The organism is Bacillus sp. 220_BSPC (genome assembly GCF_001054655.1).
GTDB lineage: Bacteria > Bacillota > Bacilli > Bacillales > DSM-1321 > Peribacillus > Peribacillus frigoritolerans.
Genome location: NZ_JVPL01000011.1, coordinates 1 through 14190 on the forward strand (window position 1 = coordinate 1; position 14190 = coordinate 14190).

Consider the following 14190-nt stretch of genomic DNA (forward strand, 5'->3'; position numbering starts at 1 on the left):
CCGCCCGCGGAAAGCGAGTGCCTGGAGTGGAAATCAACGTCCAAATTGTAAAAGCCATAAAAGTAGACAAACTCGATTTTCATCGAGTTTGTCTACAGTCTGAAAGTTGAACCCCTAATGGTTCACCTTTTCGTTTTGGTTCAACTGGGCATGTGACATGACAAAAAACCACCATAAGCGGTGGCTTTACTTCCTATATGTAGAATGCAGGAATCAACTATCTTAAATAAGTTATCTTATTTCAGAAAAATATATTCCGAAAATGAAATGACTTTTCTATTTTCATTAATGTGTTTGAGAACCAAGTTTCACGGAAATGGCTTTGGCAGCTTTCGTTACTTTATCAATCAATTCAGGCAAGCGATCTTCCTGAAATCTTGCTTCAATCCCAGCGACACTAATACCAGCTACTATTTCATCTTTACCATTGAGTATCGGTGCACTCACCGCTTTTGTATAATCCTCAAGTTCTGATGAAGTTATCGTGTAACCATTCGATCTCGCTTCATCCATTGCATGACGGAGTTTAGTTTTATCCGTAATCGTTCCCATGGCGATTGGTTTTAATCGGATGTTTTCCAAATAATTTTCACGCTCTTCTTGTGGCAAAAATGCCAGGATGATTCGAGAATCGCCAGCGTACAATGGCGAACGCCTTCCAATGGATGTATAAAGACGAACAGGATGCAGGGTATCCACCTTTTCAATATACATCGCTTCATCCTTATCCCTCACAATTAAATTCACCGCTTCTTCAACATCATCCCGTAGGTCTTTCATGATCGGATAGGCGATTGACCTGATATCCAAACGCTCCCCTACCAGTTGACCAAACTGCAGGAATATCAATCCAAGTGAATAGTGCCCATCATCGTCCTTTGTTAGAAACCCCATTTCCTCCAAAGATCCCACCATACGGTGTAACGACGTTTTCGGCAAATTGGATAGTTCCATCATTTCATTAAAGGTCAGTTTTGGATGATTTATGAAAAGGGTTAGGATTTGCATGGATTTCACGACCGTTTTGTTATGTGCCTGCATACAATGTCTCCTTTCATGATACATGTTTTCCTTAACTATCATTCTATTATAAAACATGAAAAAAGGGATGTAATGCCTTCAGTAAAATATATATTTAAGCGTGAACAATAAAAGAAAGCACTCTTTAAGAGTACTTTCTCATCTTTTGCGATAATTGCAGAAGCATTATATATCCAACCATTTTTTCAAGGCCAATGAAATTGAAACTTTCAATTCCTTCAATTGCCGTTCTTTTTGAAGGAACAGCCGTTCAGCCTCCTTTAAATTCACCCGTGAGAACTGAATCGATTCCCCTGGTTTAACCTGAGCGATAATTGGTAAATCCGCCGTAATCACCTGAGCTATCTTAGGATATCCGCCCGTTGTTTGGCTATCTGAAAGGAGGATGATCGGATTTCCATCTGGAGGAACCTGAACGGACCCATTTGTAACCGCTTCGGATAATAACTCCCCATTATTCTTTAATTTCAGTGCAGGGCCCGATATTCTATATCCCATGCGGTCGGATTGATTGGAAACTTTAAATAACCTCTCTACAAAACTATCTTTACTTGAGTCTGTGAAATATTCATATTGGCTTCCATCGATGAAACGGATGAGAGGTTTTCCTCCTGGCATGAACTCCTTCTCATTGACAAACCACTTTGGGAAGTAAAATGAACCTTTGAACGTTCGATCACCAAGATTTTTCGAAGGTTCATTCAACTCCAAGACATCGTCAGCCTTTAGTGCCCTCCCCAAATAGCCGCCAATCCCAGCCCTTAGATATGTGCTTTTACTCTCCATAACTTCAGGAATAGCAAAGCCTCCCGCTACAGTTAAGTACGCCCTGCAACCTGATTTACACCCTTCAAATCGAAGAATCGATCCATTTTTCACAAGAATGGGCTTCCACATCGGTACCGCCTTATTATCAAGTGTAGGTGATAAATTTCCACCTGTTATCGAAATCAGGCAATTTTTCTCTACTTTAATGGTCGGACCCATTAATGTAATTTCCAAGGCCGCTTCTCCTTCTTCATTGCCAACCAACATATTGGCAATTCGTAAAGAATGTGCATCCATCGCCCCGCTTACAATCACCCCATGTTGCTTGAATCCTTTTCTTCCAAGATCCTGTATACTGGTCAATAATCCCGGTTTGATTACGCGCAGGCTCACTGTACCCCCTCCTTAAGAATCATTTCTTTATATTCTTGATCCGTAATCGGATGGAACTTCACAATGTCCCCTGCTTGTAATAGACTTGGAGGATTTACATTCGGTAAAAATAATTTGGTTGGCGTTTGTCCGATCAATTGCCATCCACCAGGCGTTGATATGGGATATACTCCCGTTTGCATACCGGCAATCCCTACTGCCCCTGCCGGAATGGTCATTCGGGGAGAGGAACGCCTCGGTGTCGCGATGTTCTCTGAAAGTCCGCCAAGAAACGGGAAACCCGGTGCGAACCCGATCATATAAGCCAAATATTCACCGGTTGAATGAATATGAATGACTTCATCAGTAGTCAAATCATTATAGCGGGCCACATATTCCAAATCGGGTCCATATTCATACCCATAGCACACGGGAATGGTAACCGTTCGATGTATCAGTTTCTTATCTTCTTTTAAATCCTGTAATTTCATTTCCAAGATGGAACGGACCACTTCAAAGGGAGATATGGTTTCATTACCATTGCTTTTATTTTGTTCCTTATAAATAATGAGTGGATCATAAAAAACCGTCAAATTGGTATAAGCCGGTACACATTCTATAAACCCTGCAAAAGGTTCATCTTCCAGCAAATCCTTTAACAATTTTATTTTTTTGTGAACGCTGTATTCCATTCCATTCCCGAATGTTATCACGATTGCGGAATCGCCTAATGGAGAAAGTGTACATGCAGTTTTTTTCAAAAGCTTTTCCGGCATAGGAATCATCTCTTTCTGTCAGTTATAAAACTCCTAATTTTTCATCACGAATGTCCGTTATGAACATATGTCCAGGTGCATGCGTGATCATGATCTCCGGTTTAGTTTCCATAGCAATGGATTGAGGTGTTACACCACATGCCCAAAATACTGGGACTTCCCCTTCACGAATCGTTACTGGATCACCAAAATCCGGATGCTGAATGCTGGAAACACCGATCGCTTCAGGGTCGCCAATATGGATTGGAGCGCCATGAACGGCCGGAAACCGCGATGTCACTTGAGCTGCCCTCACCACATCCTTTTGTGGAATCGGCCTCATGCTAGCCACCATTTTCCCATGAAAAATCCCTGCTTCAATACAAGGGATATTGGTTTTATACATGGGTACATTGCATCCCTCTTCAATATGGCGAATCGATATATCATTATTTAATAGGGCGTGTTCGAATGTAAAGCTGCACCCAATTAAAAATCCAACCATATCGTCTTCCCAGTAGTTTGAGATATCCGTTACTTCTTCCACTAATTCTCCATATTTATATACCCTATATTTCGGAATATCGGTGCGGATATCCCCAGACTTTGCTGCAAATGCGGGAATGGGTGAACCAATTTCCGTAACATCCAGCAATGGACAGGATTTAGGGTTACGCTGACAGAATAATAAGAAATCAAAAGCATGCTCTTTTTTTAAGATGGCTAGGTTCGCTTGTGCATAACCGTTAGCCATGCCAGCAGTCGGTTTTATCAATTCGTTGTTTCGAATCATTGAACGCAATTCAGCCGGGGTAGCTTGAGAAAGGTCGATCATTAGTATTCATCTCCTATTACGAAGTGGAAGAAAGTTACAAACTGGCACGCCACTTCCACCTTTATTTATTGGATTTTCATTCATTGATCATTAAAAAAGTGCTGGCAGTTGTTTCATTAATGTATATACGCCCATCAACGCCATGATGACTACCACGAATACACCGGAAATCGTTAACCATAAAGGATGCTTATAATCACCCACGATATTTTTCTTATATGCGGCAATAAGCAATGTTCCAAGAGCAATTGGTAAGATGAGTCCATTAATGGCACCAACTATAAGCAATACTTTAACCGGTTGACCAATCAATAGAAAGCAAATGGTCGATACGGCTATAAAGCCAATGATTATCCAGTTTGCCTTCTTATTTATCTTTTCGCTGAAGGTTCTGACAAATGAAACCGAAGTATATGCCGCTCCAACAACAGACGTGATCGCTGCAGCCCACATGACGACACCAAAGATTTTATATCCTATATTACCCGCAGCCAGTTGAAAAACGGATGCTGCAGGGTTATCCGGATTAATTTGTAATCCTTTCGATACAACACCCAGTACTGCCAGAAATAAGGCAACGCGCATGACAGTCGTTATCAAGATCCCCATTACCGAGCTCTTCGTGACCTGTGGTAATGAGTCAACGCCCTTCACGCCTGCATCCAATAGACGATGGCCCCCCGCAAAAGTAATGTAGCCGCCAACTGATCCACCCACTAATGTAACGATGGCGATAATATCGATTTTATCAGGGGCAAAGGTCTTCACTACCGCTTCCCCTACAGGAGGAGAGGTTGTCCATGCAACGTAAATCATCAAACAAATCATGAAAAATCCAGCGATTTGCGTAAAACGATCCATCGCTTTCCCTGCTTCTTTCACTACAAAAATCAGTACGGCGATGACTGCGCTTATTGCCGCCCCCGTAGTTGGGGATATTCCCGTCATCGCATTCAGACCTAATCCGGCTCCTGCGATATTTCCAATGTTAAATGCCAGCCCGCCCATGACGATCAGTGCTGCCAGTACATAACCCAGCCCAGGAAGGACCATGTTTGCAATCTCTTGACCCCGTTTTTCGGATACAGCAATAATGCGCCATACATTTGTTTGGGCAAATATATCAAGAATGACCGAAATAAGGATAACGAAACCGAAACTTGCCGCAAGGCTTTGGGTATAAACGGTCGTTTGCATTAAAAAACCTGGTCCTATTGCCGATGTTGCCATTAGGAATGCTGCACCTAACAATAAAGTGCGGTTCGTTTTTGGCTTAGTCAAATTCTTTTTCTGTGCTGTTGTATTTTTGTTTGGCTCCAATGGAATCTGCCCCCTGATTGTTTAGTTTTTTTTCAAGAAAAAGACTTGACTTTTATTTCAGATAATTGCAAAGATTCCTTGACATGACGTGCAAAGGATAAAGCATGTGCCCCGTCCCCGTGAATACAAATGGTATCTGCTTTTAAAGCCACATCTGAGCCTTGCTGGGACAGTACCTTCCCTTCCTTCACCATGCGAATGACTTGGGCAACTGCAACATCATCGTTTTCAATCAGTGCGTCCTTTTCCAATCGGGAAGTCAATGAACCATCATGTTGGTAGGTGCGATCGGCAAATACTTCACTCCCTGTTTGCAATCCGATAGCCTGTCCGGCTCGTATTAATTCACTGCCCGACAAACCAAATAAGATAAGCTCGGGATTCACTTTATAAACCGCTTCGGCAATGGCCATGGATAACTCTTTGTTCTTTGCGGCCATATTGTACAAAGCCCCATGCGGTTTCACATGCTGCATACTTCCGCCTTCGGATTGCAGGAAGCCATTTAATGCTCCAATTTGATAGACGACAATATCATAAGCTTCCTGTGGAGAAATATTCATATTGCGTCTGCCAAATCCTATTAAATCCTGTAAACCTGGGTGGGCTCCGATTTTGACTTCTTTCCCTAAAGCAAGCTGAACCGTTTTTCTCATGACTGTCGGATCACCGGCGTGGAATCCACAAGCTACATTGACAGATGTTACATAATCCAAAATCTCTTGATCATTACCCATCCGGTAAGCGCCAAAACTTTCTCCTAAATCACAATTCAAATCAACCTTGTTCATACTACCCTCTCCTTTAATAACGGAAATTTTAGTAAACCTTAAAAATATGTAAGTACTCCTTCAATCATTCAAATGCGTATGTTCCGAAATTCGGAACCTTAGTTTCATATTTCGGAATATTCTCATTCTAGCATATTTTAATTATTTCGACAATATTTTGTTAGAAAACCTAACATTACAGTTTGATACAAAAAAGCCGTTGTTTCCTTTGAAAGGAAGCAACGGCCATGATTACAGTTTTTATGTTTGGAGTCTATTAATTCAAAATCGGTTAATCGAAAACAATGAAATATCTTCCTTGGTCGTACCAGAGATAATCAAGTCACTCAAAATTTCTCCCATGACACTGCTGAACTTAAAACCGTGTCCAGAGAAACCTGCCGCTATAGCAATATGTGGATAATAAGGATGTTTATCCACTATAAAATGCTCATCAGGGGTCATGGTGTAGATGCAAGTTTTACCATATTTCATTTTTTGATCAGCAGGCATAAATTGCCCTAAAAACCTCATCAAATCTCCCTCATCCTCATCCAATTCACCAAAACACTTGATACAGCCATCAGGATTGATCCGCTGTCCTCCATCATGTCTCCCTATTTTCAGTCCAGAACCATTTATACTAGGAAAGCCATAGTATGTACCAACTGAAGTATCAAAAGTAAAAGCCGGAAAATCATTATGATTATATAATTTTTCATTTGCATGAAACCAGGCAAATGTTTTTCTGATGGGTTCCAGCGGGAGATTCAAATCTAACATCGCCAATATTTTCGGTGCCCACGCCCCAACTGCAACCACTAAAGATTCCGAGTGGAATGTCTGTTCATCCGTTATAACCGTGACCCCGTTACTATGAGCAACTATATTCCTTACTTCACTGTTTACAATGATGTCGGCACCATGGGATTTCGCAAGTTGTTGATACGCCCTTAAGCACTCTTCACTTTTCAACACACCCGAAGTCGATTCATAGCACCCAATGTAGTCTTCCGGCAGTGTTATTCCTGGCCACCTATCATGAATTTCATGGTTATCCAATATTTTCATAGGTAAACCATATTCCTTTGATCCTGCTTTCACTTGTTTAATGAAAGGGGAATTTTGGCTTCCAGCATTCAGGACCCCCGTTGGAAGAAATAATTGTTGACCCGAAATTCTTTCCAATTCACCCCAAAGCTTTTGTGATTTAAGTGCCAAAGAAACATACTCCCTGCCTTCACCATAAGCATGCCTAATAATTCTTGTTTCCCCGTGATGGCTCCCCTTATTATGAGGAGGAGCAAAGGAATCCAATAATAATACTTTTTGTCCTTTTTTTGATAGATAATAACCTGAAGACATTCCCATGGATCCAGCTCCAATTACAATTACATCATAATGCATCTTTCATCCCTCCTCCTTTAAATATGGTCCTTCATTTTAAAAAAAGGAAGCCATTTTACCTTATAAAATAAAGTAAAACAGCTTCCACATGGTTTTAGAACTCTATTTCCCCGATCGCCCTTTCAACGAGCTTCACTATTTCCCCTTCATGAATTTGCCTATAAATCGCTTCAATGTCAGGATGAAAAAAGCGATCTTCTTCAACCATCGGGACTTCGCTCCGAACTAAATGATATACCTCCTCCGTAACAGGTGACGGTTTCAAAGGTAGATGAAAATCCATTGCTTGTGTTGCCGTCATCAATTCAATGGCTAAAATATATTCAAGTTTCTTCGAAATCCGATATGCTTTCCTCGAAGCAAAATAGGCAAAACTTATCACGTCTTCTTGATTTGCACATGTAGGGATATTATCTATTGTCGCTGGATGCGAGAGCACCCTGATTTCATTTAATAGCCCGGCAGCTGTATATTGCGGAATCATGTAGCCACTATTTAAACCTGGATTAACCACTAAGAAATTAGGTAATTCACTAAGGTGATGGTTTACAAGGCGATCTATTCTGCGTTCTGTTATTTTTGCTAAGTTTGCTAACGCTATGGATATCGCATCCGCATAAATCCCAACAAATGAACCATCAAAATTCCCAGCCATCAGGCCAATTCCATCTTCCTCTTCAGGAAAAATCAGAGGATTGTCACTTACAGAGTTCATTTCATTCCCGATTGATACAGCAGCGTCTTTCAATACTCTTTTTATGGCTCCATGGACTTGTGGAATGCATCGTAAGCTAAGTGCATCTTGTAATCTATGTTCCTTGTATGTATCAATGATTTGGCTACCTTCAAGAATCCTTGATACATTTCTGGCTGTCTTAGCCTGTTCCTCATGTTTTTTCAATGAGTGGGGACGGGGATCAAATGCTTTTATAGTACCTTTCAGCACTTCTAAGGACATGGCTCCCGTAATATCAGCGGTTTTCGCCGCCTGCATGCTATTGTATAAAGCCAGGACAGCCATCGCGGTGACGGAAGTAGTCCCGCTTGTAAGTGCCAATCCTTCTTTAGCACCCAACGTAACAGGTGTTAATCCCGCTTTCCCTAAAGCTTCCATGCCAGGTAAGAGCTCATCTTCATACCATGCCTTCCCCTCACCCATCACCACTAAGGCCATGTGAGCTTCGGGAGAAAGATACCCCACTGACCCATCACCTGGAACATACGGAATGATATCGTGATTTAATAGTGAAGCAATTAGATTTAATACCTGTAAACGAACTCCTGAATACCCTTGGCCTAAATTCACTAGGATCATCAATTGAATGGCCCTTACGACTTCTTTTTCAAGAGTTTCCCCAACAGAAACGGCATGTGAACGAACAATATTCCGTTGAAGGGTTTCTGCGTCCTTTGGAGAAATCACCTCGGTCATATTACTGCCAAAACCCGTAGTTACACCATAAATCAATCGATTTTCATCTAAAAACTTGTCTATTAAGCTACGTGATTTATTCACCCTATCACAATATGTTCGTGTAAAGGAAACCATCGCCCCATATCTTGCAACCGCAATTACCTCTTGGATTGAGATGGCGTCATCCCCTAGTACAACCTCTTTAATATCCTTAGGATGTAAACAATCGGCAGTTGTCATCCTTATACATCTCCTCTCTTATGACTCATCAAAGAAGGAGAAAAAAGTTTTGGTCCTTCTCATTTATTTACTGGAAGTTATCTTATGTTATTTTTTCATTTTTTGTAAAGGGAATAGCGGTTCCTTTTGGAGAATTCTCCGTTTCTAGCAATGGATCACTTGCTTCATGTAAAGAAAGATTCTTCGTTTCAGGTGCCCAGGCGATCGATACGATCAAGCCCACCTGCAGAATGGCTGCCATTCCTGCCATTGAGGCACTTAATCCGAATGAACTTAAAGAAACAGGAAGCAGAAATGTTCCAATTGCAGAACCAATCCGACTAATTGCCGTAACCATACCTATTCCCGAGCCACGGATTTCAGTTGGAAAAAGCTCTGCTGGGTATACTAATGTAAGGTTCGATGCTGCTGACATGAAAAAAGTAAAGATCAAGAAGGCTACCAACATTAAGAATTGAGAACCATTGTGTAAGAAGCTGAGTGAAAACAATGAAACAGTTAGGATTGTGAAAGCCCCGATGGTAAATCCTCTACGAGAAAATTTTGCAAGCAGCCAAAGACCAATAATTGCCCCGACAAGCAAGAATAGATTTAACATGGTATCGGCAAAAAAGTTCTGTTCAAAACCCATTGTACTAAGTATGGAAGGCAGGAAAGTGTAAATGGCAAAGTAGGGAATAACAAGGGTCAATTTGAATATTCCACCAAAAGCCAACCGCTTACGAAGCCTTTTACTGAAAAGCCCACGAAACCCCAGAGTCTTTTGATTTTCTGTGCCAGTCGCCGTTTCTCCCATTTCAACGTTCGCACCAAGGTGTTTTTTTACAATCTGGCGAGCTTCTTCGACACGCCCCATGCTGACAAGCCACCTTGGTGATTCAGGCGTCCCTATTCTTAAAATCAAAACCACAATTGCCGGAATGGCAGCGCTGACAAGCATCCAACGCCATGAATCTGAACCAATCTGGCCCAAGTAATGACCAACAAAGTTTGATGCAACATAACCAAGCGTCCACACTACGTTTATAGACGCGAGGAGCGAGGAGCGATACTTTTTGGGAGAAAACTCGGCAAGCAAGGTCGTACCTACAGCGTAATCCCCTCCAAGTCCAAAACCAATCAGCAACCGTAAAATAAAAAGCTCTTCCGGGCTGCTAACAAAAAATTGTAAAATAGTAGCTACCGTGATGAGTAAAAAGTTTACGAGAAAGATTTTCTGTCTTCCTACACGGTCAGAAAGTCTTCCAAGTATTAAAGATCCCGCAAACAGACCGATTAAAGCAGAGCTGCCGATCAGCCCTGTCCACAATGAATTCATATTCATCTGAGGCCCGAATACTGTCAGGGCCATCGCAATGATTCCTAGAGAATAGCCATCACAAAAGCTGGAACCGAATGTAAGTCCTGAAATTCGAAAATGAAACCTATTAAATGGGGCATCGTCAATCGTGAATTTTTGTTCGTTCAAAGAATCCCCTCCATATTTTGATTTATCAGATATATTGATTCAAAAAAAACACTAGAACTGTAACACTCCGTGAGTGGCGCTGAAATTGAATGGAACGATTAAGCTTAATACCATAAAAAAATTGAGCAAAGAATATTATGAAATATACTCTTTTTATAAACTATATCAAATCATTCTACCTTTTAATTTCTATTTTATAAGATAATATAGTTTAAGTTTCAATCAATTGTTTATCATTGAAATAAATGACTTCACTAAGGATTTTACAGCCTTCCATTACCTCAAATCTTTCCCTTGCTTCCTTTTCTGTGCTAAACTCAAACATTTTTATGCCTTTTTTCGAATGGATAGTGATTATCCACATAAAATTCCCTCCACATGGAAGATTCATTTCCACGAATTCCTTAAAATACTTTCATTAAATCTCACTGTAAAGTGGTAAAGTGTTTAATGCTGAAAATGCGTAGGATGATAAATTTCATCCTACTATTCAGCACCATTACATTTGTTAATACTTCCAAAAGCCCATTCCATCCCCTGAATTTTTCAGCGGATGGAATGGGTAGACATTGATTGAGAATACTGATTTTTAAAGGCCCGTAAGGCTTTTGGATCCAGACTTCACTTTATCATTCACAACTTGAACACCGTTTTTCCATACTGTCTTAACATGGTTAACCCCAAATAAATATTGCAACTCCTGATAGTTTTCAACATTCCATAAAACGACATCCGCTTGTTTTCCCACTTCAAGTGAACCTATCTTTTCCTGTCTGTTGATTGCACAAGCAGCATTGTATGTTGCCGCGGTAAGCGCTTCAGCAGGGGTCAGCCGCATCGAGATGCATGCCAGGTTCATGACAAGCGGCATGGAAGTCGTCGGCGAGGATCCGGGATTGCAATCGGTCGAAATGGCAACAGCTACACCTTCATCAACCATTCGCCGTCCTGGGGCCGCATCTTCCCTTAAATACAAAGCTGTGGCTGGAAGCAAGCAGGCAATGGTTCCTGACTTAGCCATGGATTGAATTCCCTCTTCGGTGGCCTTTAATAAATGCTCGGCTGATATAGCCCCGATTTTAGCAGCTAGTTCGGCTCCCCCGTAAGGCTCAATTTCATCAGCATGAATTTTAGGGATCAAGCCGTACTTTTTCCCCGCCTTTAATATCCGCTCTGATTGTTCAGGGGTAAAAACCCCTTTTTCACAAAACACATCATTGAATTCAGCAAGCTTTTCTTCAGCGACGATTGGAAGCATATCATTAATCAGGTGATCGACAAATTCATCCTCACGGCCTTTATAATCCTTTGGAACCGCATGGGCTCCCATGAAGGTAGGAACTAGATCAATCGGATGCTCTTCCTGTAACTTCTTCATCACCCGCAACTGCTTCAATTCGGTTTCCAAATTCATTCCATAACCGCTTTTACCTTCTACTGTAGTCACACCATGAGCGAGAAACGAATCAAGGCGTCGTATGGTTTGTTCCATCAACTCTTCTTCACTTGCTTCCCTTGTCATGCGGGTGGTTGCATGAATGCCCCCTCCCCCGTTCATGATGTCCATATATGTTGCACCTTCCAGACGCATTTCGAATTCACGCTCACGACTTCCCCCATATACAACATGCGTATGGGGATCAACAAGCCCTGGTGTCACCAAATGGCCAGTAGCATCGAAAACTTCAGCTTCATGCATTCTATCAGCATAGAGTTTTTCCAATTCCTTGGTTGTCCCGACAGCTTGGATCAACCCAGATTCCATCCATATACTTCCATCCTCTATCAAACCAAGCTCCGACATTCCCTCTTTGGAACGCGGCCCTTTCCTTTCAGAAGTAAGGGTAGCAAGTTGAGTGGCATGTTTTATCCAAATTGGCTTTGTCATTTTTTATCAATTCCTTTACCAAGCATCGGGATATTAATACCTCTTTCACGGGCTGTTTCCTCTGCAAGTTCATATCCTGCATCAACATGGCGCACAACGCCCATCCCAGGGTCCGTTGTCAGCACTCGCTCAATCCTGGCTGCTGCTTCTTCGGTTCCGTCTGCCACAATTACCACGCCAGCATGCATGGAGTATCCCATTCCTACGCCACCGCCATGATGTACGGATACCCAGGTTGCACCTCCCACTGCGTTCACCATTGCATTTAAGATCGGCCAGTCAGCCACTACATCCGAACCATCCTTCATGGCTTCCGTTTCACGATTCGGAGAAGCGACAGATCCTGAATCCAAATGGTCACGTCCAATCACGATCGGGGCCTTCAATTCACCGCTTGCAACCATATCATTAAGGATTTTACCAAAACGGGCGCGCTCCCCATAACCAAGCCAGCAAATACGGGAAGGAAGACCTTGGAACTGGATTTTGTCTTGAGCCATTCTAATCCAGTTACATAAATGCTCATTATCAGCGAATTCACGTAAAATGGCTTGGTCTGTTTTATAAATATCTTCTGGATCACCAGATAAAGCGACCCAACGGAATGGACCTTTTCCTTCACAAAATTGTGGACGGATATATGCTGGAACGAAGCCAGGGAAGTCAAAAGCATTTTCTACGCCTTCATCTTTCGCAACTTGACGGATATTATTGCCATAATCAAACGTCACGGCTCCTTTTTCCATCATTTCAAGCATCGCTCTTACATGTTTGGCCATTGAAGCTTTAGAGAGTTTAATATACTCTTCTGGATTGGCATTCCTTAATTCTGCCGCTTCCACCATTGACATACCTGAAGGTGTATATCCATTAAGCGGATCATGGGCGGAAGTCTGATCCGTCAAGACATCCGGAATGAAGTTCCTTGCAATCATTTCCGGAAGAATATCTGAAGCATTCCCAATCAAACCAATCGATAATGCTTTTCCAGCAAGTTTAGCTTCTTTGGCTAAACGAATGGCTTCATCCAAAGAATCCGTTTTCACATCGGTATAACGAGTCTCGATTCTCCGGTCAATTCTTGTTTCATCAACATCAATTCCGATACAGACCCCGCCGTTCATCGTAACTGCCAGTGGCTGTGCCCCACCCATGCCGCCTAGACCAGCCGTAAGAGTGATGGTGCCTTTCAACGAGTTATTGAAATGTTGTTTTGCTAGCTCGGCAAATGTCTCGTATGTACCCTGTACGATGCCTTGAGAGCCAATATATATCCAGCTCCCTGCTGTCATTTGCCCATACATCATCAATCCCTTTTTATCAAGTTCATGGAATGTTTCCCAGTTCGCATACGCCGGGACGATATTTGAATTGGCAATCAGGACACGGGGTGCATCCGTATGCGTTTTAAAAATTGCTACCGGTTTCCCAGATTGGACAAGTAAAGTTTCATCTTCTTCAAGCTCTTTTAGTGATTTGACGATTGCATCAAAGCATTCCCAGTTACGTGCTGCTTTCCCAATCCCTCCGTATACCACCAAATCCTCAGGACGTTCGGCGACTTCAGGATCCAAATTATTCATCAGCATTCTAAGCACTGCCTCTTGTTGCCAACCTTTCGTATTCAAATCAGTGCCTCTATAGCGTATAACCTTATTTGTAATCGTATTCATTCTCATTTCCCCCTTGTTTTTGTTATATTTTCATTCTATAAGAAAAATTCAGAATAATTTATTATAATTTAATGATAATTTTATAATTTGTTTCACTATTTTGTAGTTAACTTTATTTTTTTATGAATAATTCCATCAATTACATTGTTATGAAATAAATAAAAAAGGACGATTCATTTATTGAATCGTCCTTTCAGTTTGTAGACAAAAGGGGTTCGGAATTAAAAAATTCTGAACCC

At 41.6% G+C, this 14190-nt stretch carries 12 protein-coding genes; all 12 read right to left on the minus strand.

The window, feature by feature from the left end:
- Positions 1-285: 285 nt before the first annotated feature.
- Entirely contained in the window at positions 286-1041 is a 756-nt protein-coding gene (locus ADA55_RS00815; RefSeq protein WP_048677975.1) for an IclR family transcriptional regulator, read from the minus strand.
- Positions 1042-1206: 165 nt separating this feature from the next.
- Positions 1207-2202 (minus strand): biotin-dependent carboxyltransferase family protein, encoded by a 996-nt coding sequence (locus ADA55_RS00820; protein ID WP_048677976.1) that lies wholly within the window; start codon positions 2200-2202, stop codon positions 1207-1209.
- Positions 2199-2957 carry a 5-oxoprolinase subunit PxpB gene (gene pxpB, locus ADA55_RS00825; protein WP_105718978.1) on the minus strand — a complete coding sequence of 253 codons (759 nt, stop codon included), beginning with the start codon at positions 2955-2957 and terminating at the stop codon, positions 2199-2201. The genes ADA55_RS00820 and pxpB overlap by 4 nt, the downstream gene beginning before the upstream one ends.
- Before the next feature lie 22 nt (positions 2958-2979).
- A complete protein-coding gene (locus tag ADA55_RS00830) occupies positions 2980-3771 on the minus strand; it encodes a putative hydro-lyase (RefSeq protein ID WP_048677978.1) in 792 nt (263 codons plus the stop codon).
- A 90-nt stretch (positions 3772-3861) separates the two neighbouring features.
- Positions 3862-5001 (minus strand): NRAMP family divalent metal transporter, encoded by a 1140-nt coding sequence (locus tag ADA55_RS00835; protein ID WP_105718979.1) that lies wholly within the window; start codon positions 4999-5001, stop codon positions 3862-3864.
- Positions 5002-5123: 122 nt separating this feature from the next.
- Positions 5124-5882 (minus strand): 5-oxoprolinase subunit PxpA, encoded by a 759-nt coding sequence (pxpA, locus tag ADA55_RS00840; protein WP_048677980.1) that lies wholly within the window; start codon positions 5880-5882, stop codon positions 5124-5126.
- A 261-nt stretch (positions 5883-6143) separates the two neighbouring features.
- Entirely contained in the window at positions 6144-7268 is a 1125-nt protein-coding gene (solA, locus tag ADA55_RS00845; RefSeq protein WP_048677981.1) for an N-methyl-L-tryptophan oxidase, read from the minus strand.
- Between the two features lie 94 nt (positions 7269-7362).
- Entirely contained in the window at positions 7363-8922 is a 1560-nt protein-coding gene (gene hutH / locus ADA55_RS00850; RefSeq protein WP_048677982.1) for a histidine ammonia-lyase, read from the minus strand.
- Positions 8923-9004: 82 nt separating this feature from the next.
- Entirely contained in the window at positions 9005-10390 is a 1386-nt protein-coding gene (locus tag ADA55_RS00855; protein ID WP_048677983.1) for an MFS transporter, read from the minus strand.
- A 211-nt stretch (positions 10391-10601) separates the two neighbouring features.
- On the minus strand, positions 10602-10754 hold the full coding sequence (locus tag ADA55_RS29925; protein WP_174878728.1) for a hypothetical protein: 153 nt from the start codon (positions 10752-10754) through the stop codon (positions 10602-10604).
- A 225-nt stretch (positions 10755-10979) separates the two neighbouring features.
- Positions 10980-12278, minus strand: a complete 1299-nt coding sequence (gene hutI / locus ADA55_RS00860; RefSeq protein ID WP_048677984.1) for an imidazolonepropionase — start codon at positions 12276-12278, stop codon at positions 10980-10982.
- A complete protein-coding gene (gene hutU / locus ADA55_RS00865) occupies positions 12275-13951 on the minus strand; it encodes a urocanate hydratase (RefSeq protein ID WP_048677985.1) in 1677 nt (558 codons plus the stop codon). The genes hutI and hutU overlap by 4 nt, the downstream gene beginning before the upstream one ends.
- Between the last annotated feature and the right edge of the window lie 239 nt (positions 13952-14190).